Origin of the sequence: Deinococcus koreensis, from assembly GCF_002901445.1 — a bacterium.
Lineage (GTDB): Bacteria > Deinococcota > Deinococci > Deinococcales > Deinococcaceae > Deinococcus > Deinococcus koreensis.
The window spans coordinates 160852-183558 of sequence record NZ_PPPD01000002.1 but is presented as its reverse complement, the minus strand read 5'-3'; the positions used below and the strand labels follow the sequence as shown (position 1 = coordinate 183558).

Annotated in this window: 17 protein-coding genes; 13 read left to right on the top strand and 4 right to left on the bottom strand. The window is 70.3% G+C overall.

The window, feature by feature from the left end; genetic code table 11:
• Nucleotides 1–54 precede the first annotated feature (54 nt).
• The 3 genes from CVO96_RS17345 to CVO96_RS17335 form a co-directional block, all read right to left on the bottom strand.
• The gene (locus tag CVO96_RS17345) at nucleotides 55–1377 is read right to left on the bottom strand and encodes an IS701 family transposase (RefSeq protein ID WP_103313705.1); all 1323 of its coding nucleotides are present in this window, start codon (nucleotides 1375–1377) and stop codon (nucleotides 55–57) included.
• Between the two features lie 278 nt (nucleotides 1378–1655).
• Nucleotides 1656–2288, bottom strand: coding sequence for a response regulator (locus tag CVO96_RS17340; protein ID WP_103313704.1), 633 nt, complete (start codon nucleotides 2286–2288; stop codon nucleotides 1656–1658).
• A complete protein-coding gene (locus CVO96_RS17335; RefSeq protein WP_133161834.1) occupies nucleotides 2285–3550 on the bottom strand; it encodes a sensor histidine kinase in 1266 nt (421 codons plus the stop codon). The genes CVO96_RS17340 and CVO96_RS17335 overlap by 4 nt, the downstream gene beginning before the upstream one ends.
• Before the next feature lie 384 nt (nucleotides 3551–3934).
• On the opposite strand from CVO96_RS17335, the gene CVO96_RS17330 reads away from it, so the two are divergent.
• The 4 genes from CVO96_RS17330 to CVO96_RS17315 are packed head-to-tail and all read left to right on the top strand — an operon-like array spanning nucleotide 3935 to nucleotide 10780.
• Nucleotides 3935–5215 (top strand): TolC family protein, encoded by a 1281-nt coding sequence (locus CVO96_RS17330; RefSeq protein ID WP_103313702.1) that lies wholly within the window; start codon nucleotides 3935–3937, stop codon nucleotides 5213–5215.
• Nucleotides 5212–6255, top strand: a complete 1044-nt coding sequence (locus tag CVO96_RS17325; RefSeq protein ID WP_103313701.1) for a TolC family protein — start codon at nucleotides 5212–5214, stop codon at nucleotides 6253–6255. The genes CVO96_RS17330 and CVO96_RS17325 overlap by 4 nt, the downstream gene beginning before the upstream one ends.
• On the top strand, nucleotides 6252–7478 hold the full coding sequence (locus CVO96_RS17320) for an efflux RND transporter periplasmic adaptor subunit (protein WP_103313700.1): 1227 nt from the start codon (nucleotides 6252–6254) through the stop codon (nucleotides 7476–7478). The genes CVO96_RS17325 and CVO96_RS17320 overlap by 4 nt, the downstream gene beginning before the upstream one ends.
• The gene (locus CVO96_RS17315; protein ID WP_243398481.1) at nucleotides 7475–10780 is read left to right on the top strand and encodes an efflux RND transporter permease subunit; all 3306 of its coding nucleotides are present in this window, start codon (nucleotides 7475–7477) and stop codon (nucleotides 10778–10780) included. Before CVO96_RS17320 ends, CVO96_RS17315 begins: the two co-directional genes overlap by 4 nt.
• Nucleotides 10781–10966: 186 nt before the next feature.
• Here the strand turns inward: CVO96_RS17315 and CVO96_RS17310 are convergent, their stop codons facing one another.
• Entirely contained in the window at nucleotides 10967–12010 is a 1044-nt protein-coding gene (locus tag CVO96_RS17310) for a sugar-binding transcriptional regulator (protein ID WP_341476188.1), read from the bottom strand.
• 401 nt (nucleotides 12011–12411) lie between these two features.
• Between CVO96_RS17310 and CVO96_RS17305 the strand changes: the two genes are divergently transcribed.
• From CVO96_RS17305 to CVO96_RS17265, 9 genes are all read left to right on the top strand, one after another.
• On the top strand, nucleotides 12412–13530 hold the full coding sequence (locus tag CVO96_RS17305) for an ABC transporter ATP-binding protein (RefSeq protein WP_103313698.1): 1119 nt from the start codon (nucleotides 12412–12414) through the stop codon (nucleotides 13528–13530).
• Entirely contained in the window at nucleotides 13530–14630 is a 1101-nt protein-coding gene (locus CVO96_RS17300) for an ABC transporter ATP-binding protein (RefSeq protein ID WP_103313697.1), read from the top strand. Before CVO96_RS17305 ends, CVO96_RS17300 begins: the two co-directional genes overlap by 1 nt.
• 25 nt (nucleotides 14631–14655) lie before the next feature.
• On the top strand, nucleotides 14656–15543 hold the full coding sequence (locus CVO96_RS17295) for a carbohydrate ABC transporter permease (protein ID WP_103313696.1): 888 nt from the start codon (nucleotides 14656–14658) through the stop codon (nucleotides 15541–15543).
• A complete protein-coding gene (locus CVO96_RS17290) occupies nucleotides 15540–16421 on the top strand; it encodes a carbohydrate ABC transporter permease (protein ID WP_243398480.1) in 882 nt (293 codons plus the stop codon). Before CVO96_RS17295 ends, CVO96_RS17290 begins: the two co-directional genes overlap by 4 nt.
• Before the next feature lie 162 nt (nucleotides 16422–16583).
• Nucleotides 16584–16856 (top strand): DUF2160 domain-containing protein, encoded by a 273-nt coding sequence (locus tag CVO96_RS17285; RefSeq protein ID WP_103313695.1) that lies wholly within the window; start codon nucleotides 16584–16586, stop codon nucleotides 16854–16856.
• 126 nt (nucleotides 16857–16982) lie between these two features.
• A complete protein-coding gene (locus tag CVO96_RS17280) occupies nucleotides 16983–18749 on the top strand; it encodes an ABC transporter substrate-binding protein (RefSeq protein WP_103313694.1) in 1767 nt (588 codons plus the stop codon).
• A gap of 122 nt (nucleotides 18750–18871) precedes the next feature.
• Nucleotides 18872–20374 (top strand): glycerol kinase GlpK, encoded by a 1503-nt coding sequence (gene glpK, locus CVO96_RS17275; RefSeq protein WP_103313693.1) that lies wholly within the window; start codon nucleotides 18872–18874, stop codon nucleotides 20372–20374.
• A gap of 132 nt (nucleotides 20375–20506) precedes the next feature.
• Nucleotides 20507–22108, top strand: coding sequence for a glycerol-3-phosphate dehydrogenase/oxidase (locus CVO96_RS17270; RefSeq protein WP_103313692.1), 1602 nt, complete (start codon nucleotides 20507–20509; stop codon nucleotides 22106–22108).
• 42 nt (nucleotides 22109–22150) lie between these two features.
• Entirely contained in the window at nucleotides 22151–22702 is a 552-nt protein-coding gene (locus tag CVO96_RS17265; protein WP_103313691.1) for a VOC family protein, read from the top strand.
• Nucleotides 22703–22707 lie beyond the last annotated feature (5 nt).

Below are 22707 nucleotides of genomic sequence, written 5' to 3'. Positions count from 1 at the left end.
GGGTCACGAAACGCCCGAAGGGGACTTTGACACTTAGCTGTACTTCAGGGATATTCAGGGGCCGCTGAATAATGCTGTGCAGGACGACTCAATTCGACTCGGCACGAGAAGCTGCCGGGATCGATCCCCAGCCACCTCCAGGCGAATAGCAGGAACGGTTTCTCCGAAAAAGCCGTCGGGCTGGGCCAATCGCAACCCCTGCAAAAAGAGCAGCGCGACCAGGCACAGCGCCGCATGATGGTGCAGGCCCTGCCACGTCCGACCTTCGAAGTGATGTAGACCCACTTCCTGTTTGAGTTCCCGGTGGCCCAGTTCACAGGCCCAGCGCTGCTTGGTGATCTGAATCAAATGGATCAGAGACATCGTGGGCGGCAAATTGCAAAGGTAGTATTTCTTCTCACCTCTGGAACGCTGTTCACCGATGATCCAGGCACCTTCCCCAGGAAGGTGCTGCCCACGGGCATTTTCGGGGCCATCCGCTACCCGGACATACTTGGCGGCGAAGACGCCTCTCAGCGGGCCCTCTGTCCCCTCCCGCCAGACCAAATGGTGCCACGTTTCGACCTGTAGAACGGCTTCGACCGTCTCAGCGTCTTCAGACGGGGTTGGATGGGTCGGCCGACGTCCGCGAAAGATCTTGGGAATGGGGATCAGGCGAACATCGGCCGGATACACCCGCTGGGTTTTGACCGTGCCGACCGACCAGTGAAAGCCCCGCTCTGTCAGGGCCTGACGAAAGCTGGCATTGACGCCGTATCCGGCGTCAGCCAGCACGGTGCCAAACTCGATGCGTCCGGACAGGTCATCAATTTCGCGCAGGGCGATCTGCGATTTGGTGTGTCTAAGCGGGTGTTCCAGAGGAACACCCACCTGTCGACATCGCTGTGGATTGGTCGACCACTCCGATGGCAAGAAGAGTTTCAACCGAAGGGGATTGGGAAGATCGTCCCGGGCCAGGGTGATCGAGACCAGGCACTGACAGTTGGTGATTTTGCCCTCCTGGCCGGAGTATTGACGACCGACACCGACGGATTTCGAACCGAATTTCGTCAGGCAGGTATCGTCGATGATCAGTACCGCGTCCTTGCCGCCCAACAGCCCATGGGCATGGTCGGCCACGAGCTGTTCCAGACCCTGGATGGCCCAGGGGCTGTCAGTGATGAACTGCTGGAAGTGATCCTGCTTCCCGGGGGCCACCAAGTCGGCCATGGGCGCCATACTTTTGCGGTGGGCCGAACTACAGAGCCCCAAAATGTACTGCGCTGCCCTCGCTCGCTGACTCCGGTGGCGGAAACACGTCAGGAACGGCGAAAACCATGTGTGAAAATGGCGGCTCCAGCGGGATGGTCGAGTCGTGATGGGTCGGTGGGTCAGCATTTGTCATGCTGACCCACACGGTGCTACTGCATATTCCCCGAAGTACAGCTAATCTGGAATGAAGAGGCAGTCCGGATCACACTTACGGGTCACAGACCCCGGCGGCCGAGAAGGGCCGGCCATCGTCTGTCGAGGGGCTGGGCGTGTCGACCCGGAAGACTGCCGATCCGCGCCAGGTGCGGCCCCTGAAGCAGCGGGGCCAGTCGGTGGAGTCTGAACTCCCTTGCTCCGCTTCGCGTCAGCGGCTCACTTTCCGGGGCCGCATCAGGGGCAGGCCGTCAGGAGCCGCGACGCAACAGGCCACGTTTTTGCGCGATCAGCACGGCAGCGGTGCGGCTGTCCACGCCCAGCTTGTCGAAGACGCGCAGCAGATGGGCCTTGACCGTCTGGTCGCTCACGCCCAGTTGCGCCGCCACCCGTTTGTTGCTCAGGCCCTCCCCCACCAGCTCCAGCACCTCCTGCTCGCGGGGGGTCAGTGTCTCCAGGCTGGGCGAGACGCTGCGGTGCATCAGGCGTTCGGCCACGGCGCTCGCGAGGCGACGCTCGCCGCGCGCGACCCCGCGGATGGCCGCGAACAGTTCCTGGTGCGGCACGTCCTTGAGCAGGTAGCCCACCGCGCCCGCCTCGATGGCGCGCAGGATGTCAGCGTCGCTGTCGTAGGTGGTCAGCACCAGCACGCGGATCCCGGGCAGCGTCCGGCGCAGTTCAGCGGTGGCGCTCACGCCGTCCTGCCCGGGCATCCGCAGATCCATGAGCACCACATCCGGATGGCACAGCGCCGCCTGCCGCAGCGCGTCGGCGCCGTTGACGGCAGCCCCGACCACCGTGAAATCGTCCTGGCTGCCGAGCATCGTCGTGAGCCCCTCGCGCACCAGCGGATGGTCGTCCACGATCAGGAGTCGGAGCGTCATGGCCACGCCTGCAGGTGTGGAACGGCCGTGAGAAGGGGCAGGGCGGCCGTCACCGTGGTGCCCTCGCCCGGTGTGCTGTCGAGCAGCAGCCGGCCCCCCAGCGCCGCCAGGCGCTCGTTCAGGCCCAGCAGTCCGAAGCCGAGACGTGGCTGTTCGGGCGAGAAGCCCTGGCCGTCATCGGCCACGTCCAGCATCACGTAACCCTCGTCACGGCCGAGCAGCACCTCCACGTGGCGGGCGCCCGCGTGCCGCTCGATGTTGGCCAGGGCCTCCTGCACGGTGCGCAGCAGCGCCACGTCCGCCTCGGGGCGCAGCGCCACCGTCTCGCCCACGACCGTGAAGGCCGCGACCACGCCGGTGCGCGCCGACCAGTCGGCTACCGCCCGCCGGAGGGCGTGTTCCAGCGGCTGGGTTTCCAGGGCGCTGGGCCGCAGCGCCCACACCAGGCGCCGGATCTCGCCGAGGTGGTCGCGGGCCGTGCGCCGGGCCAGCAACAGCTGCTGGCGGGCCGCAGGTTCGGGGCCGTTGAGGGCAAGTTCAGCGGCGCTGAGCTGCGTGACGATGCTGGTGAAGCCCTGCGCCAGGGTGTCGTGGAGGTCGCGCGACAGGCGCGCGCGCTCCGAGAGGATGCCCGCCTCGCGCTCGCGCTGGGCGAGGTCGCGCTGGGTCGCCTCCAGGCGCTCGATCAGCTCCTGGCGCACCTGAACCTGCCGGTTCACGCTGTGCATGTAGCCGATGATGGCCGTCATCAGTAGCCCGCCGGCCAGCGCACTCACGATCTCCCAGGTCAGCTCGTCCGGTGAAATCCGGATGCCCTGTGGACGCAGGCGCAATGCGGTGTCGGCCACGCTGATTCCCACGATGATCAGCACCGCCAGTACCGCCAACACGAACGGTAGAAAGATGAAGACCTGCAAGACCACCACGAAGCTGAGCAGACCGAAATCGTCGTGCAGTTCTCCCAGCCACAGCATCAGGGCGCAGCCACCCGTCATGAAGGTCAGCAGGAACAGCACGTTGCCAGACCAGCGGCGATGCAGCCTCAGACCCGCCGCGCTCCACACGATCAGGCCGGCGGTGCCCAGCATCAGGGTCGGAAACGCGGGCAGGGAACTGAACGCCTGCCATGACCCCGCGCGGAAGGTGGCCAGGGCCAGGGCCAGCAGCACCCCCACGCCCAGCGCGCAGGCCCACGCGGTCACCCAGGCCCGCTGGTTATGCACGAACAGCGGCTGGGCCGGGAACCAGCGGTGGGAGGTCATGGCCGCGCCCAGGCAGGAGGCCAGCCACCTGGCCCCCTCGTCGCCCCCCAACTCTGCGCGCCGTTCATCTCCCCATGGTGAGGCATGGAAGGTGAGAGGGGCGTGCACCAAAAGTCTAGGCCGCGCCCGCACCCGAAGTCGGATGCGCCCGGCCGGCCGGCCCCCCTAGGCTCGGCCCTGGAGGTGGTTCATGAACTCCGTACCGCGACAGACGCATTCAGGTGGGCCTCGACGGCCAGGCAGGCGGCGGCTCAGGACATCAGACGTGACCCAGGTCGCCGCCGGCAGATCGAGTGAACGGGTATCGGGTGTCCGGCTATCCCTCCTCCATACGTCCGGCGACCCCACTACGCCAGGCCGCGCGCCGTGAGTGGAGCCGGTGCGATGACCCCGGTGCTGCTGCTGGCGCTCACGCTGGGGCTGCCGGGGGCATATGCACAGGATCTGTCGCCCCTGGGCAGCCTGAACGCCCAGCCCTCTGTGCAGGCGGCGCGGGCTCAGGAGGAGGCCGCGCGCCTGGGCGTGCAGGCGGCCCGTGGCCTGTACAGCCTGGGCGGCGGACTGACCTACAGCCGCAGCACCTTTGCCGACGGCACACCGGGCGAGGGTCTGCCGGCGGGCGGGGTGCAGGCGGGAGTCCAGGGCCAGCTCGGACTGACCCTCCGGCCGTTTGTGGTCGGGGACACAGCCACAGCCACGCGCCGCGCCGAACTGACGCTCGACCTCGCGCGGCTGGGGGTTCGCGACGCGCTCAGCGCCGTGCAGGGCGCCGCCCTGAGCGCGGCAGCGGCCGTCGCCGGGGCGCGCGGGGCACAGGCAGCGGCTGAGGCAGGGGCCGTGGAGACTGGGCGCCGGCTGGAGGTGGCCCGGCTGCGCTCTGAACGCGGCGACCTGAGCGCCGCCGAGCTGCGCGGCGCCGAGGCGCTGATGCGCGAGGCCTCCGAGCAGGTGCGCGCCGCCGGCGAAACCCTGGCGCAGGCGCTGGCCCAGGCGCAGGTCTATTTCGGCGCGGCGGTGCCCGACCTGCCCCTGCCCGCCCGACCGCCCGAGGGCGAGGACGCGGCCAGCGTGCGGGCGCGCGTGGAGCTCGACCTGGCCCGGCTCGATCTGGCCCAGGCCGAACGCGCCCTGCTGCCCACGGTGCAGGCCAGCTTTACCCGGACACTGGAGGGCGGCCGCACCTCGCTGGGGGTGTCGCTGGACTCCGCCGCGCTGGCCCCGCGCCTGAGCGTGGGGTTCACCTCGGTGGTCGGCGACCCGCCAGCGCCCCGCTCAACACTGAGCCTGGGCGCCGCCTTCGACCTCTCGGCCGCCGGCGTGGCGGGAGTGGACGCCGCCCGCGCCCGGGTACGCAGCGCCGCGCTGGCGCTGGAGGGGGCGCGGCGCGACGGAGCGCTGCAACGCGGCGCCCTGAACCTCCAGCTGGATCAGGCCGAGCGCCTGCTGGCCCTGCGCCTGGCCGCCGTACAGGACGCCGAGCAGGAGCTGGCCGAGACCCAGGCGCGCGAGGCGCTGGGGGTGGTCGGCCCGCTCGAGACGCTGCGCGCCCTGGGCACGCTGCAGGGCGCCCGCGTGCAGGTGGGCGCGGCCCGCAGCGAACAGCTCGCGCGGCTGATCGCCCTGTACCGTCTCTCCGCCCTTCCCCTGACCGAGGTTCGCCCGTGAACACACTGCCCGTGATCCTGCTGCCCCTGACCCTGCTGATGCTGGCCGCCCCCGCGCTGGCCCAGACCCAGACCACCACCCTGGAGGCCGCCCTGGCCCGGGCCGCGGGCCTGCCCAGCGTCCAGCTCGCCGTGCAGGAGCAGCGCGACGCCCGCACGGATCTGGCGCGCGTGCTGGCCGATCCACTCTCGACTCGGCTCGACCGGCTGCAGGCCCAGCAGCGCGCCGACCTCGCCGACGCCCGCGCCGCCCGCGCCCCCAAGACGGCCCGCGCGCAGATCGCCTCGGCCTACGCCAGCACCCTCAGCGGTGAGGGCAACGTGCCGCTGGCGACGCAGGCGCAGGCGCTGGCCGAGCGCGCCCTGCGGGTGGCGCAGCTGCGGCTGAACAATGGTGGCGGCAACGCCCAGTCGGTGCGCGACGCCGAGGACGCCCTGGAAGATGCCCGCAAGAACCTGACGGTGGCGCGCGCCGGCCTGCTGCTGACGCGGGGCGCCCTGGCCGATCTGGTCGGGCCGCTGGGCCAGCTGCAGGCGCCAACAAGCCTGCCGCCCGCCCCGAGCGCGGAGGTGGTCGCGCAGGTGCTGCGCGAGAGCCCGAACCTGCTGCAGGCGCGGCAGAGCGTGGTGCTCAGCGAGTTCCGACTGGGCCTGACCGATCCCAGCTACACCGCGCGGCGCGACATCGAGGTGGCCCGCAGCGCCGTGGAGACCGCGCGCAAGACCCAGATCCAGGTACAGATCGGCGAGCGGCAGGGCGCGCAGGGGCTGTTCGACGCCCTGACCCGCGCGTCCCGCGAGCAGGCCCAGCTGCGCCAGGCAGCGACCACCGCCAGTGCCAAGGTGCAGAGCGACCGCCGGCGCCTCGCGGGCGGCCTGATCAGCCCCCTCGACCTGCAGCAGAGCGAACTGGGCGCGGGGCGCGCCACCGCCGCCGCCGAGCGGGCGCGCAACGACTACCTGAGCAACTACTACGGCCTGCTGGCCGGGGGCGGGGCGGCCACTATTCCAAGTACAGCCCAAACGGGCGGCGGGTCGTGAGGGCCGGTCACCTGCTCACGCTGATGGTTCTGTCGGTGTCGGCGGTGGGCTGCTCTCCCGAGCGCGCCTCCGGGGTCAGGGTTCAGGCCGGGGCACCGGTTCTCCAGGCGGTCGGGGTGCGTGCGGCCGTGGCAGGTGTGGGCACCCTGCGCGCCACCCGCAGCGCCAGCGGCACCGTGGTGGCCGGGCGCGACGTGCAGGTGGCCGCCGAGACCTCGGGGCGCGTGGTGACGGTGTCGCGGCTGGCGGGCGAGACGGTAAAGGCGGGCGAGGTCGTCGTGAGGCTCGACGACGCGGCCGCCCGAGACGCGCTGCGTGACGCCGAACTGGCCGTGCAGAGCGCGCGGATCACCCTTCAGTCCAGCCGCCGCGCCGCGCCCGGCACGCTGGTGGGCGCGGGCGCGCGGATGGCGGCGGCCGACACCACCCTGGCCAACGCCGAGCGCAGCCTGGCCGCCAACAGCGAACTGTATGCGGCGGGCGGGCTGTCACGGGTGGATCTGGAGGCCAGCCGCGCCGCCGTGTCGAGCGCCCGCGCCGAGCGTCAGGCGACCCTGCGCGAGCTGCAGACCGCCGAACGCGCGCCCAGCGAGGGCATCGCCCTGCAGGAGGTGGGGCTGGCCCAGGCCGAGAACCGCGTGAGCCAGCTGCGGCGCGACCTCGCCCGGACGGCCGTGCGCGCCCCCTTCGCCGGGCGCCTGGCCGAGGTGGGCGCGCGCGTGGGCGCCTACCTGAACGCAGGCTCCCCGGCCTTCCGGCTGCTCGACAGTGCCTCCGTGCGCGTCGACTTCCAGGTCTCGCCCGCCGACGCGGCGCGGCTCGCGTCCGGCACCGCGCTCTCGGTGGTCGTGGGCGGCCAGAGCTTCGCGGGCCGCGTGTCGCGCAACGCCGCCGCGACCGGCCAGAGCCGCCTCGTCGAACTCAGTGCCCGCTTCGTGGGCGCCGCCACCGTGCCGGTGGGCGCGGCGGCCGTCGTTCGCTACCAGACCACCCTGGCACGCGGCACGCTGGTGCCCAGCGGCGCCGTGCAGACCGAGGGCGGCGAGAACTTCGTGTACGTGCTATCGGCCGGGCGCGCGGTGCGCACCGCCGTCACGGTGCTGGGCGAGTCGGGCGGCCAGGTCGCCGCGCGGGGCGTGGCCTCGGGCGCGCGGGTCATCACGCCGGTGCCGGCCGGACTGCAGCCCGGCGCGGCCGTGCGCCTGGTCGGTGGTGGATCGTGAAGGAGAATCCCGCCATCCGCTTCGCGGTCAGCCGCTACGTGTTGACGCTGGGCGTGTTCATCGCCGTGGTGCTGTTCGGGCTGGTGGCCACCTTCCGGCTGGGCGTGAACTTCCTGCCCCGCCTGGACGTGCCGGTGGTGGGGGTCGCGACCGTCTATCCCGGCGGCTCACCTGCAGATATAGATCGTCAGATCTCGCGCCCCATCGAGGACGAACTCTCGACGCTGGCGGGCGTGCGGGAGGTACTGAGCACCTCCAGTGAGGGCAGCAGCCTGGTGACGGTGACCTTCACCAGCAGCACCTCGGTGGACACGGCGGTGGGCGAGGTGGCCCAGCGGGTCGCGGCCATCCGCGACAGCTTTCCGGGCGGCACCCGCGCGCCGGCGGTGCAGAAGTATGACATCAACGCCACCCCCATCCTCACCCTGGCGGTAACACGGCCGGGGGCCGACCTGCGCGACGTGAGCGCCTGGACGCGCGATACCCTCAAGCCCCGGCTCGACCGCGTGCCGGGCGTGGGCGAGGCGCGGCTCTCGGGTGCCCCCGTGCGCGAGATCGCCGTGCAGCTGGGTGAGGCGCAGCTGGCCACGTACGGCCTCACGCCGCAGGGGGTGGCCGGGGCCATCGCCGCCAGCACCCCGGACATCCCCGCCGGTCAGGTGGACGCTGCCGGGCGCAGCACCAGCTACGCCACCCGGGGCGGGCCGACGCGGGTCGGCGAGCTGGCCGACGTGACGGTGGACGCGGCGCGCGGGCTGCGCGTGGCCGACCTGGGCACGGTGCGCGACACCACCGCCCGCCGCACCACGCTGGCGCGGGTCAACGGTGAGAACGCCGTGCTGGTCGAGGTGCGCCGCGCGCCCGGTGCCAACACGGTCGCGGTGGCGGGCGGGGTACGCGCCGCCCTGGCCAGCCTGAGGCCGCCGCCGGGCACCACGGTCACCGTGACCCTCGACGACTCGCGCGCCATCACGGCCAGCGTCCGGGACACGCTCAAGGAGGGCGTGGTCGTGGCGCTGGCGGTGGCGGTGATCTGCCTGCTGGCACTGGGGCGGCTCAACACCGCCTTCGCGGTGGTGCTGGCCATTCCCATCTCGCTGGCGGCGGCCCCCATCGTGTTCAGCCTGCTGGGATTCACCTTCAACATCGTGACCCTGCTGGCGCTGATCGTGGCGATGGGCATCGTGGTGGACGACTCGATCGTGGTCGCCGAGAACATCGTGCGCTGGCGTGAGAAGAGTTCGAGTCTGATCGAGGCGGTCCTGCGCGGCGCCAGCGAGATCTTCAGCGCGGTCACGGCGGCCACCTTCTCGCTGCTGGCCGTGCTGCTGCCCATCAGCTTCCTGCCCGGCCTGGTGGGGCAGTTCTTCCGCGAGTTCGGGCTGGGGCTGGCCGCCGCGATCCTGTTTTCCTGGCTGGAAGCGGTCTTCTTCCTGACCGTCCGCATGGCCTACACCCCGGATCCCGAGCCCGTGACCTGGCCCGTGGCCTGGAGGCGGCTGTGCGACGTACCGGGCAGCCTGGCCTGGACGCGCCGCGCGCTGGGCACGCTGCCGGGCCGGGCGGGGGCGCTGGTCTGGGGCCTGGGCCTGTGGTTCGTCGCGGGGCAGGCGCAGCCGCTGTGGATGCTGGCCCTGCTCGCCTATCCGCTGGTGCTGCTGCTGGGCTACCACACGGCCCTGGGGCTGCTGGCGGTGCTGGGTGCCCTGACGGGCAGCGGCTTTCACCGCACCGAACGCCTGCTGGATCGTCTGAGCGTGGCCTACGCCCGCACGCTGGGGGGCGCCCTGGGGCGCAGCGGCTGGGTGCTGGGCGCGGCAACGGCCTTCCTGCTCAGCCTGGCGCTGGCCCTGCCCGGGCTACGCTTCGAATTCACGCCGTCCACCGACGACGGGCTCGTCTCGGTGCGGCTGGAGGCGCCCGGCGGCACGGCCCTGAACGCCACCGACGCCGTGGCGCAGCGGGCCGAGGCCTACCTGCGATCCCGGCCCGAGGTGAAGCTGGTGCAGGCCCGCGTGGGCGCCCCCGAGGCGACCCTCGACCTCACCCTGCTGGACAAGGCCGAGCGGCCCCCCATCGCTCAGGTGCTGGAGCGGTACCGCGCCGACCTGAAGCTTCAGCTGGCCAACCGACCCGACTTCCGCATCGACGTCACGGCGGTGTCCGGCGCGTCGCAGGGCGGCGGCCTGGTGCTCACGCTGTCGGCTCCGGATCAGGCGGCGCTGGGCCGCGCCCTGCCCGGCGCGCTGGCCGCCGTCCGCGCCCACCCCTGGGTGGCAGGCGCCCGGTCGAGCGTATCGGACGTGGTGACCGAGCGGGTCTTCGTGCCCGACGCCGCCACCTTGATCGGCACAGGACTGACTCCCGAGGGCGTGGGAGAGACCCTGCGTGCGTACACGGAGGGCAGCGACGCGGGCGTCCTGCGCCTGGAGGGCCGAAGCGTGCCCGTGCGCGCCCGCCTGCGCCCCGAGGCGGCCTCGGACGAGTCGGCGCTGCTGACCCTGCCGGTGTACGCGCCCACGCTGGGGGCGGCCCTGCCCCTGTCGTCCCTGGGCCGCTTCGAGTCGCGCCCCGCCCCCGCGACCCTGGCGCGCACGAACCGGGCGTACAGCGCCACCCTGACCGTGACCCTGGTCGCGGAGAACCCCGGCCCGGGCACGGTGCAGGAAGCCCTGGAGCGCGACCTGGCGCAAAAGGGCGTGCTGAGCGGCGGCGTGGCCCTGGGTTCGGGCGGCGCGCTCTCGGACGCCGAGTTGGTGGACGACCTCACGCGCTATGGCCTCATCGCCATCGGGCTCGCGCTGCTGCTCAACTACCTCGTGCTGGGCGCGCAGTTCAACTCGTTCCGCTTCCCGCTGTACCTGATGCTGCCGGTGCCGCTGGCCATCACCGGGGCCGTCTGGGCGCTGCGGCTGTTCGGGGCGGGCCTGGACATCATCAGCGTGCTGGGCATGGTGATCCTGATCGGGCTGGCGACCAAGAACTCGATCCTGCTGCTCGACTTCGTGGTTCAGCGTGCCCACACCCTGCCGCTGCGCGACGCCCTGATCGAGTCCGGCCGGCTGCGGCTGCGGCCCATCGTGATGACCACGCTGACCGTGCTGGTGATCTCGCTGCCCCTGATCTTCGGCGGCGGCGAGGGCGTAGAGCTGCGCCGGGGGCTGGGCATCATCATCCTGGGCGGCATCCTGGTCAGCACGGTGCTGACCCTGTACGTGGTGCCCGCCGCCTTCTACCTCTTCGAGCGCCGGCGTCTGGCACCGGTGCCCGCTCCCCCGACCCTGGCCGGTGCGGCGGACTGAGGATCGTCCGATCCATTGGGAGAGGCGTCTCTCCAGCAGACGTCCCACCGACCATCCTCAGAAATCAACCCGGCAGCATCCTGAACAGGACGGGGAGGGTGGCATGGTCTGGAGACGACCCATTCTGGCCATTCGACCGAGACGGCACCGACCGGATCACTGACCGGATGCACAGGCGCAGGAGCTTCAGCTCACCCCCGGATCACTCAGCTCCAGCACCGCCCGCGCGGTGATCTCGTCGACGATCAGGCGCCGCATCAGCTGTCCCTGGAGGGCCGCATGCAGCGCCGCCACCTTGCCCAGACCGCTGACCACACACACCGATTCCTGGGCCTGGCGGATCAGTTCCAGCTCCGGGCCGCTGGCGCGGGCATTCAGGGTCAGGCCCTCCCAGCTGCCGTCGGCGCGGAAGAACACGGTGGCGATGTCGCCCACCGCGCCTTCCGCCGCCAGCACCGCGAGGTCGGCGGCGTCCAGGTAGCCGGCGCTGTAGACGTGGCTGGGCGTGTGGGCGGTGTGGCTGCCCACCGAGTACATCAGCAGATCGGCCCTCTGCTGGAGCTCCAGCACGTGCCGCACACTTCGCTCGCGCCACATGGCCTGCTTGGTGGCAGGGTCGTCGAAGAAGGTCGGTACCGGAAACAGCTGCGCGCCCGCCGAGAAGTTGCGGGCGAAGCGCAGGATGGTGTCGGTCACGAAGCCGCTCATGAAATCGGCCGCGTTGGCCGAGCCGTTGAGCTGCACAAAGGTCACGCCGGGCACCGGGCGCGGCGTCAGGGCGTGGCTGACCGCGCTCATGGTGTTGCCCCAGGCCAGCCCCACGCGCATGCCGGGGCGGATCAGGGCGCCCAGCAGGCTCGCGGCGGCGGCGGCGGTGCGCTCGGCCCACAGCTCCTCGGAGCTGCCCTGCGGCACGCTCACGACCTGGGCCTTCAGGAACCCGTAGCGGGCATGGAGCTGGGCCTCGAGGGCCTGCGCCTGCCCTTCCGGGTCATGAATCCGGATCTCGACCAGCCCGCTGCGCCGCGCGTGCGACAGCAGCCGCGAGACCTTGGGCCGCGAGAGCCCCAGCTCGCCCGCTATCGCGTCGGTGGTCAGGCCCTGCACGTAATAGAGCCGGGCGACCTGCACCGCCTGCACGTCCACGCTCAGCGCCGACTGGCCGGAGGTGGGCTGGCCGGATGCGGGCAGACTGGAGGTGGGCGGCTTCGCGGCGGGCTCGGAGGTCACGGTGAGGCCAGCATACGTCCGGGGGGGCGGGTGTCAAGGGCACCCCCAGAGCGGCGGATTGCCCGTTCAGGAGAGAAAACGCGCCCCACCGGAGGGGTACCGGCCCCCCGGCGGCCGGGTGGGCTTGAACATTCGTTCCTCAGCCCGTATCATCTGTTCACCACATTGTAACGTGACTCGCCTTGCCCGGATCGTCGGTGCCTGGCTCTGTGCTTTCTGTCCTGTGCTCCTTGCCCTGTGCTCCTTGCCCTGTGCTCCTTGCCCTGTGCTCCTTGCCCTGTGCCCCCTGCCCTGTGCCGCCTGCCCGTGAGCGCTCTCCCCTGCCGACCGCCCCGTGCCGACGGGTGCCGCAAGGAGTTCCCGATGTCCACCCCCTGGCCCTCGCGTTCCGGCTTCGCCCCATGACCCTGAGCCTGGAGAGCATTTCCAAGCAGGTGGGCGCGCAGACCCACCTGTACCCCATGAGCCTGAGCCTCAATCCCGGCCTGAACGTGCTGCTGGGGCCCACGCTGGCGGGCAAGACCTCCCTCATGCGCCTGATGGCGGGGCTGGACACGCCGACCAGCGGGCGGGTGCTCGTGAACGGCCAGGACGTGACCGGAGTGGGGGTGCAGAAGCGCTCGGTGGCCTTCGTGTACCAGCAGTTCGTGAACTACCCCAGCTTCACGGTCTTCGAGAACATCGCCTCGCCGCTGCGGATCGCCGGGCTGGCCAGCGCGGTCATCCAGGAGAAGGTACAGGCGGTGGCGGCGCTGATGCACCTGGAACCCTTCCTGAAACGGCTGCCGGCCGAGCTGTCGGGGGGGCAGCAGCAGCGCGTGGCGATCGCGCGGGCGCTGGTGAAGGAGGCCGACCTGCTGCTGTTCGACGAGCCGCTGGTCAACCTGGACTACAAGCTGCGCGAGGAACTGCGCGCCGAGATGCGCGAGATCTTCGCGCGGCGCAGCGCCGTGGTGGTGTACTCCACCACCGAGCCGTCCGAGGCGCTCACCCTGGGCGGGCAGGTCGCGGTGCTGGGCGAGGGCCGGCTGCTGCAGTCCGGGCGCACGCTGGAGGTGTACCACCACCCGGACTCGGTGCGCGTGGGGCAGGTATTCAGCGACCCGCCCATCAACCTGCTGGACGCCCGGCTGGAGTCGGGGCGGGGACGGCTGGCCGGCGGCGAGAGCTTCGCGCTGCCGCCCCATATGGCGGGTCTGAGCGGGGCGTACCAGCTGGGCGTGCGCGCCAACCACGCGGGCCTGCGCCCGGAGGGGCCGGACGACCTGCCGCTGGGCGCCCAGGTGAACGTGGCCGAGCTGTCGGGCTCGGAGACCTACCTGCACACGCGGCTGGGGACGGGCGACGGCGCGCACCTCGTGGCGCAGCTCTCCGGCATCCATCCGGTCACGCCGGGGCAGCAGGTCACGCTGCACCTCAATCCCCGGCGGATGTTCGCCTTCGACGCGGCCGGCGCGCTGGCCGCCGCCCCGCCCCGCCCGCCCGCCCCCACCGTTCAGACGATCCAGGGGGCCCTGTAATGGCCCGCATCGACCTTGACGGGCTGGCGCACGCCTACCGCGAGAACCCGCAGACACCTGCGGACTACGCCCTGCGGCCCATGACCATGACCTGGCAGGACGGCGGGGCCTACGCGCTGCTGGGGCCCTCGGGCTGCGGCAAGACCACGCTGCTGAACATCATCTCGGGGCTGGTGCGGCCCTCGCAGGGGCGGGTGCTCTTCGACGGGCGCGACGTGACCGATCTGCCCACCGAGGCGCGCAACATCGCCCAGGTGTTCCAGTTCCCGGTGATCTACGACACCATGACCGTGCACGACAACCTGGCCTTCCCGCTGCGCAACCGCCGCGTGCCCGAGGCCGAGGTTCGCTCTCGGGTCTCGCAGGTGGCCGAGCTGCTGGAGCTGACGGGTGACCTCCGGCGCCGCGCCAGCGGCCTCTCGGCCGACATGAAGCAGAAGATCTCGCTGGGGCGCGGGCTGGTGCGCCGCGACGTGGCGGCGATCCTCTTCGACGAGCCGCTGACCGTGATCGACCCGCACCTGAAGTGGCAGCTGCGGAGCAAGCTCAAGCAGATCCACCACGAGCTGAAGCTCTCGCTGATCTACGTCACGCACGATCAGGTCGAGGCGCTGACCTTCGCCGACCAGGTCGTGCTGATGCAGGGCGGCGAGGTCGTGCAGGCGGGCACCCCGCAATCTCTGTTCGAGGAACCCGAGCACACCTTCGTGGGCTACTTCATCGGCAGTCCGGGAATGAACCTGCTGCCCTGCACGGCGGTGCCTGGAGGCGGCCCCAGCCCCGGCCAGGGGGCGGTGCAGATCGGCGACGCGCGGGTGCCGCTGGACGGGGGCGTGCTCAGCCGCGCGCAGGGGGCGCTGACGCTGGGCATCCGCCCGGAGTTCCTGGGCTGCAGCAACGAGGCCGCGCCCGGCGCCCTGAGCGCCGAGATCGAGCGCGTGGACGACTTGGGGAACTACAAGATCGTCACGGCCCGGCTGGGCGGCCAGACCCTGCGCGCCAAGCTCCCCGAAGACGCCGCCATCAGCGCCGGCCCCGGCTACCTGAGCTTCCCGCCGAACCAGACCCGGCTCTACGCGGGCGACCGGATCGTCCGGTGACCCCTCTTTCCCCCTGGAGCGCTCCATGCTGAAGCCCCGCAACAACCGCGCCTGGTTCCTGGTGCTGCCCGTCGTGCTGTCGGTGGCCTTCAGCGCCATCATCCCGCTGATGACCGTCATCAACTACTCGGTGCAGGACATCATCAGCCCGACCCAGAAGGTGTTCGTCGGCCTGGACTGGTTCCGGGAGGTGCTGCGCGATCCGCAGCTGCACGGGGCCTTCGGGCGCCAGCTGCTGTTCACGCTGGTGGTGCTGGCGATCGAGATCCCGCTGGGCATAATGATCGCGCTCTCGCTGCCGGCGCGGGGCTTCGCGGCCTCGCTGTCGCTGGTTCTGATCGCGCTGCCGCTGCTGGTGCCCTTCAACGTGGTCGGCACCATCTGGCAGATCTTCGGGCGGGCCGACATCGGGCTGGGCGGGCACTTCCTGGCGCGGCTGGGCATCGACTACAACTACGCCCTGAACCCCCTGGACGCCTGGCTGACCATCGTGCTGATGGATGTCTGGCACTGGACGCCGCTGGTGGCGCTGCTGTGTTACGCCGGGCTGCGGGCCATCCCGGAGGGCTACTACCAGGCCGCGAAGATCGACGGCGCCCGGGCCTGGGCGGTGTTCCGCTTCATCCAGCTCCCCAAGCTGCGCGGCGTGCTGATGATCGCGCTGCTGCTGCGCTTCATGGACTCGTTCATGATCTACACCGAGCCCTTCGTGCTCACCGGCGGCGGCCCCGGCAACGCCACCACGTTCCTGTCGATCTACCTGACCAAGCTGGCGGTGGGGCAGTTCGACCTGGGGCCGGCGGCGGCCTTCAGCCTGGTCTACTTCCTGATCATCCAGGTGGTCAGTTTCGTGCTCTACACGGTGATCCAGCGCACGGCGAATCCATCCGAGCAGGGGGCGGTGCCCCAGTGACCTCTGAACCCGTGAATTCCGAGACCGTGACCCGGCCCGTGACACAGCCGCGCACGCTGGCCCCGCGCACCCGCCCCCCCTTCCGACCCGGCCGCGTGCTGCTGCCCGTGTACTTCATCCTGCTGATGCTGCCGATCTACTGGATGATCACCATGAGCCTCAAGACCAACGAGGAGATCCTGGCGGGCTTCTCGCTGTGGCCGCGCACCGTGACCTTCGAGCACTACCGCGAGATCTTCACCAACCCGGCGTGGTACACGGGCTACCTGAACTCGCTGACCTACGTGGCGCTGAACACGGTGATCTCGCTGATCATCGCGCTGCCGGCCGCCTACGCCTTCTCGCGCTACTCCTTCCAGGGCGACAAGCACCTGTTCTTCTGGCTGCTGACCAACCGCATGGCCCCGCCGGCCGTATTTCTGCTGCCGTTCTTCCAGCTCTACCAGAGTGTCGGGCTGTTCGACACGCACATCGGCGTGGCGCTGGCGCACCTGCTGTTCAACGTGCCGCTGGCGGTCTGGATCCTGGAAGGCTTCATGTCGGGCGTGCCGCGCGAGATCGATGAGACGGCGTATATCGACGGCTACAGTTTCGGGCGCTTCTTCTTCCGGGTCTTCATTCCGCTGGTGCGCAGCGGGATCGGCGTGACCGCGTTCTTCTGCTTCATGTTCAGCTGGATCGAGCTGCTGCTGGCGCGCACGCTGACCTCAGTGGACGCCAAGCCCATCGCCGCCGTGATGACCCGCACGGTCAGCGCCTCGGGCATGGACTGGGGACTGCTGGCAGCGGCGGGCGTGCTGACCATCGTGCCGGGCGCGCTGGTGATCTGGTTCGTGCGCAACTACATCGCCAAGGGCTTCGCACTGGGGCGGGTCTGATGCCGAGGTTGATCGAAAGCGGGGCGACTGAAGCCGGGGTTCAAGGTTCAGGCCGAGCGGCGCGGGTGGGAAGAGAAAAGCGTTCCACGGGATGCAGGACTTTCCGGTGTGGTTCCGGAAAGTCTGGAATGGAGTGGAACGCGCGCACGGGGAGGAACTGATATGGCTTGGATGGCCTGGACGTGGCCCACCGCACTCTTCACCTTGCTGATCATCGCCGCGATCGCCGTGCTCACGGTCATGGACGTGAGAAGGCCGCCCGTGACGCGCAAGGGTTTCCTGCCGATTCCCACCGACCGGGGCGACCGCTTCTATATCGCCATGTTGGGCCTCCTCGCCATCAACCTCACCTGGTGGGGGGTCACGGACGCCTCGCCGCTGATCGGGCTCACGCTCTCGCTGCTCTGGCTGGCGGTCGCCATGCGCTGGGGCTAGGAAGTCACCCACTTCGTGGGCACGCGGGATGACCTTCCCTCCGCGACGAACGCCCAGACGCCAGCGAAGGTTCGCCCCGGTTCCGGCAGCCGCCGGGCACGACCGACCACAATTCTTGGGGGACGTATGAATCAACGGCAACAGGGTTTTGTCCGCAACAGTCTGCTGATCAGCGGAGCGCTGGCCGCCGCCGTGGTGGCCGCGCTGGGAATGCAGGCGCAGGGTCAGACCTCCGACGCGGCCAACATGGCGGCCGCGAAGAAGTGGATCGACACCGAGTTCCAGCCCTCCACGCTGAGCAAGGCGCAGCAGATGAAGGAGATGGAGTGGTTCATCCAGGCGGCCAAGCCCTACCGGGGCATGACCATCACGGTGGCCTCCGAGACCATCACCACGCACAAATACGAGGCCGAGGTGATGGCCAAGGCCTTTACCGAGATCACCGGGATCAAGGTCAAGCACGACCTGATCCAGGAAGGCGACGTGATCGAGAAGCTGCAGACCCAGTTCCAGTCGGGCCGCACCATCTACGACGCCTACATCAACGACTCGGACCTGATCGGCACACACTTCCGCAACGACTTCGTGCTGCCGCTGAGCGACTACATGGCGGGCGCCGGCAAGGCCGTGACCTCGCCCACGCTGGATCTCAAGGACTTCATCGGCATCTCGTTCACCACCGGCCCCGACAAGAAGATCTACCAGCTGCCGGACCAGCAGTTCGCCAACCTGTACTGGTTCCGCGCCGACTGGTTTGCCCGCCCCGACCTGAAGGCGAAGTTCAAGGCCAAGTACGGCTACGAGCTGGGCGTGCCGGTGAACTGGAGCGCCTACGAGGACATCGCCAACTTCTTCACCAACGACGTCAAGACCATCGACGGCAAGCGGGTCTACGGCCACATGGACTACGGCAAGAAAGACCCCTCGCTGGGCTGGAGATTCACCGACGCCTGGCTGAGCATGGCCGGCAACGGCGACAAGGGCATCCCCAACGGCCTGCCGGTCGACGAGTGGGGCGTACGCGTACAGGACTGTCGCCCGGTGGGCTCGAGCGTCACCCGCGGCGGGGACACCAACGGCCCGGCCGCCGTGTACGCGCTGACCAAGTACGTGGACTGGCTGAAGAAGTACGCGCCGCCGGAAGCGGGCGGCATGACCTTCTCGGAATCCGGGCCGGTGCCGGCGCAGGGCAACATCGCGCAGCAGATCTTCTGGTACACGGCCTTCACCGCCGACATGGTGAAAAAGGGCCTGCCGGTGGTGAACGCCGACGGCACGCCGAAGTGGCGCATGGCGCCCAGCCCGCACGGCTCGTACTGGCGCGAGGGCACCAAGCTGGGCTATCAGGACGTGGGCTCGTGGACGCTGCTGAAGAACACGCCCGCCAAGAACACGGCCGCCGCGTGGCTGTACGCGCAGTTCGTGACCGCCAAGTCCACCAGCCTCAAGAAGAGCATCATGGGCCTGACCTTCGTGCGTGACAGCGATATCCGCTCCAAGTACTTCACCGACAACGCCAACAAGTACGGCGGCCTGGTCGAGTTCTACCGCTCGCCCGCGCGCGTGTCGTGGTCGCCCACCGGCACCAACATCCCGGACTACCCCAAGATGGCGCAGCTGTGGTGGCAGGCCATCGCCCCCGCCGCCGCCGGCGAGGTCACCCCGCAGCAGGCCATGGACGGCCTGGCCGCCGAGCAGGACAAGGTGCTCGCGCGCCTCGAACGCGCCGGCATGAAACGCTGCGCGCCCAAGCTCAACCCCGAGCGCAGCGCCCAGTACTGGTTCGACCAGCCCGGCGCGCCCTATCCCAAGCTCGCCAACGAGAAGGAGAAGGGCGAGACCATCGCCTACCAGACGCTGCTCAACGCCTGGAAGGCCGGCCGGGTCAAGTAGCCCCGCACGCCTCACGGCCCGGCGGCCCGCTGCGCCGCCGGGCGTGCGGCACCCTGCCCGCTGCCCGCTGCCCGCTGCGGAGCGCCGCGGGACAGCCGTGAATACGGGAGAATCATGAGCCCATGACCCAGTACATCCTGGCCCTCGATCAGGGCACCACCAGCAGCCGCGCCATCGTCTTCGACCGGGCGGGCGCCGTGGTGGCCCGCGCCCAGAAGGAATTCACCCAGCACTTCCCGCAGCCCGGCTGGGTCGAGCACGACGCCGCGGAAATCTGGAGCACCCAGAGCGGCGTGATGCAAGAAGCCCTGAGCTCGGCCGGCCTGCGCGCCGCCGACCTCGCCGCCATCGGCATCACCAACCAGCGCGAGACGGTGGTGGTCTGGAACCGCTTGAGCGGCCAGCCCATCGGGCGGGCCATCGTCTGGCAGGATCGCCGCACCGCCGGACTGTGCGACGAGCTGCGCGCGGCCGGCAAGGCCGATCTCATCAAGCAGAAGACCGGCCTGGAGCTGGACGCCTACTTCTCGGGCACCAAGGTGCGCTGGCTGCTCGACCACGTGCCCGGCGCCCGGGCGCAGGCAGAGGCGGGCGAGCTGTGTTTCGGCACGGTGGACTCCTGGCTGGTCTACAAACTCACGGGCGGGCTGCACGTGACCGACGCCAGCAACGCCAGCCGCACGCTGCTGTACGACATCCACGCGGGCGGCTGGGACGACGGGCTGCTGACCCTGCTGGACGTGCCGCGCTCCATGCTGCCCGAGGTGCGGAGCAGTTCGGAGGTGTACGGGCAGACATCGAAGGGCCTGCTGGGCGCGCAGGTGCCCATCGGGGGGATCGCGGGCGACCAGCAGGCGGCCACCTTCGGGCAGGCCTGCCTGGACGTGGGCATGGCGAAGAACACCTACGGCACCGGCTGTTTCATGCTGCTGAACACCGGGGCGCAGGCGGTGGACTCGGCCCACCGGCTGCTGACCACGGTCGCGTGGCAGCTCGCCGGGCAGCGCACCTACGCGCTGGAGGGCGGCGTGTTCGTGGCGGGCGCGGTGGTGCAGTGGCTGCGCGACGGTCTGGGCCTGATCCGTCACAGCTCTGAGGTCGAGGCGCTGGCGACCTCGGTGCCCGACTCCGGCGGCGTGGTGCTGGTGCCGGCCTTCGTGGGCCTGGGCGCCCCGTACTGGGATCCCTACGCGCGCGGCACGGTGGTCGGCCTGACGCGCGGCACGACCGGCGCCCACATCGCCCGCGCGGCGCTGGAGAGCGTGGCCTTCCAGAGCGCCGAGCTGCTGGAGGCGATGCAGCAGGACACGGCGCGGGGCGGCACCCAGGTTCACGAGCTGCGGGTGGACGGCGGCGGCGCGGGCAACGACGCCATGATGCAGTTCCAGGCCGACATCCTGGGCGTGCCCGTGGTGCGCCCGAAGATCACCGAGACGACCGCGCTGGGCGCCGCGTATCTGGCCGGGCTGGCGGTGGGCTTCTGGCAGGATCAGGACGAACTCAAGGCCCTGTGGCAGGTGGATCGGCGCTTCGAGCCGGGCATGGGGCGCGACGAAGCCCAGGGCCGCCTGCAGACCTGGAAACGCGCCGTGGAACGCAGCCGGGACTGGGCGAAGCCCGGATAGGGGAGCGGAGTCGAGGCGGCCCGAAGACGGGCAGGGAACCCCTTGTCGAAGGAGTGAACATATGTTCAAATGCTGCGGACGAACGTTCATTCCTGCCCGTCCCTCCTCCCCCGTCGTTCCAAAGGACACCCCATGAAGCGTGCAGACATCGTAGAAGCGGCCACCCGGCGTGCGGAGGCCCCCAGCACGGAGACCCAGAGTGCGCAGACCCTGCCCTGGGACATCCTCGTCATCGGCGGCGGAGCCTCGGGGCTGGGCACGGCGCTGGAGGCGGCCTCGCGCGGCCACCGCACCCTGCTGCTCGAAGCCCACGACTACGCCAAGGGGACGTCGAGCCGCTCCACCAAGCTGGTTCACGGCGGCGTGCGGTATCTGGCGCAGGGCAACGTGTCGCTGGTGCGCGAGGCCCTGCACGAGCGCGGGCTGCTGCGGCGCAACGCTCCCCATCTGGTGCGCGACCTGGGCTTCGTGATCGCGGCGTATACCTGGTGGTCCGCGCCCTTCTACGGCATCGGGCTGAAGCTCTATGACCTGCTGGCGGGGAAGCTGAACCTCAGGGGCAGCCGCTACGTGGGCAAGGTCGAGGCCCTGAAGCTGGCGCCCACGCTGATCAGGAGCGGGCTCCGGGGCGGCATCCTGTACTTCGACGGACAGTTCGACGACTCGCGGCTGGCGGTGACGCTGCTGCGGACGCTGGAGAACCACGGCGGGGTGGCGCTGAACCACGCCCCGGTGGTGGGGCTGATCAAGGAGGGCGGCAAGGTGGTGGGCGCCCGCTGGCGCGACCGTGAAACCGGCCAGGAACACGAGGCCCGCGCGAGGGCCGTGGTCAACGCCACAGGCGTGTTCGTGGACGACGTGCGGCGCATGGACGAGCCCGGCAGCCGGCCCATGCTCTCGCCCAGCCAGGGCGTGCATGTGGTGGTGGATCGCCGGTTCCTGCCCGGCGACGCGGCGCTGATGGTGCCGCGCACCGACGACGGCCGGGTGCTGTTCGCGGTGCCCTGGCACGACCATGTGGTGATCGGCACGACCGATACCCCGGTGCCCGAGGTCTCGCTGGAGCCCCGCGCGCTGCCCGAGGAGATCGACTTCATCCTGAGCACGGCGGCCAAATACCTGCAGCCGGCCCCCACCCGGGCGGACGTCCGCAGCGTCTACGTGGGCCTGCGCCCGCTGGTTCGGAACGAGAAGACCGACGGCGCCGGGGGCACGGCGTCCTCCACGGCGGGGCTCTCGCGCGACCACATCATCCGCATCGCCGGGAGCGGGCTGATCACGCTGACGGGCGGCAAGTGGACGACCTACCGGCGCATGGGCGAGGACACCGTGAACCGCGCCGAGTCCGTGGCGGGCCTGCCGCGGCGCCTGAGCATCACGCAGGGGCTGAAGCTGCACGCCTGGACGCACGACGAGATGGACGACCACTGGAAGGTCTACGGCACCGACGCGGCGCGCGTGCAGGCGCTGCCTGGAGCCGACACGCCCCTGCACCCGGAACTGCCCTACAGCGAGGCCGAGGTGCGCTGGGCGGCCCGCATGGAGCAGGCCCGCACGGTGGAGGACGTGCTCAGCCGCCGCCTGAGGGCGCTGCTGCTGAACGCGGACGCCAGCGCCCAGGCGGCCCCGCGCGTGGCCGAGCTGCTCGCGGAGGAACTCGGCCACGACGGGGCCTGGCAGGCGGCGCAGGTGGCCGAGTACCAGAAGCTGGCCGGAGGCTACAGTCTGAACTGACGTGTCCGGCGATGATCTGGGCACTCCAGGGGGTCAACACGCGTGCGAAAACTTCAGGTACAGGGCGTTCACCACATCACCATCGTCGGGTCGACCCGGCAGAGTGCCATCGACTTCTGGGAGGGGCTGCTGGGGATGCCTTTCATCTTTGAACAGCCCAACCTGGGCAAGCCCGACGAGAATCACCTGTACTTCGACCCCGGCGATGGCCGGCTGCTCACCGTGTTCACCAACGAGTCCCGCACCGACGCCGCCCGGCCCGCCCCGCGCGAGGTCGGCTGCGTGGAACACCTGGCCTTCGCCGTCTCGCGCGCCACCTTCACCCAGATTCCGGCGAGGCTCCAGGAGCGCGGCATCGAGTTCCTGGAGCGCGATCGGGGCTTCATGAACTCGGTCTACCTGCAGGATCCGAACGGCATGAAGGTCGAGCTGGCCTGCTACAAGTTCCAGACCCCCGAGGGCTACCGCGACGCCGACGTGCTGATGCGCGCCCACCAGCTCCGCATGGAGCGCGGCGACCACCACATCGACGATATCCACCTGGCCGACGCGATCGAGGATCTGCTGGCCCAGAGGGCTCGGCTGGCACACTGAAGGCC

Coding starts and splice junctions, on each gene's coding strand:
- CVO96_RS17345 (WP_103313705.1), bottom strand. CDS start 1,377: ATGCTGACCCACCGACCCATCACGACTCGACCATCCCGCTGGAGCCGC.
- CVO96_RS17340 (WP_103313704.1), bottom strand. CDS start 2,288: ATGACGCTCCGACTCCTGATCGTGGACGACCATCCGCTGGTGCGCGAG.
- CVO96_RS17335 (WP_133161834.1), bottom strand. CDS start 3,550: ATGACCTCCCACCGCTGGTTCCCGGCCCAGCCGCTGTTCGTGCATAAC.
- CVO96_RS17330 (WP_103313702.1), top strand. CDS start 3,935: ATGACCCCGGTGCTGCTGCTGGCGCTCACGCTGGGGCTGCCGGGGGCA.
- CVO96_RS17305 (WP_103313698.1), top strand. CDS start 12,412: ATGACCCTGAGCCTGGAGAGCATTTCCAAGCAGGTGGGCGCGCAGACC.
- CVO96_RS17300 (WP_103313697.1), top strand. CDS start 13,530: ATGGCCCGCATCGACCTTGACGGGCTGGCGCACGCCTACCGCGAGAAC.
- CVO96_RS17295 (WP_103313696.1), top strand. CDS start 14,656: ATGCTGAAGCCCCGCAACAACCGCGCCTGGTTCCTGGTGCTGCCCGTC.
- CVO96_RS17285 (WP_103313695.1), top strand. CDS start 16,584: ATGGCTTGGATGGCCTGGACGTGGCCCACCGCACTCTTCACCTTGCTG.
- CVO96_RS17280 (WP_103313694.1), top strand. CDS start 16,983: ATGAATCAACGGCAACAGGGTTTTGTCCGCAACAGTCTGCTGATCAGC.
- glpK (WP_103313693.1), top strand. CDS start 18,872: ATGACCCAGTACATCCTGGCCCTCGATCAGGGCACCACCAGCAGCCGC.
- CVO96_RS17270 (WP_103313692.1), top strand. CDS start 20,507: ATGAAGCGTGCAGACATCGTAGAAGCGGCCACCCGGCGTGCGGAGGCC.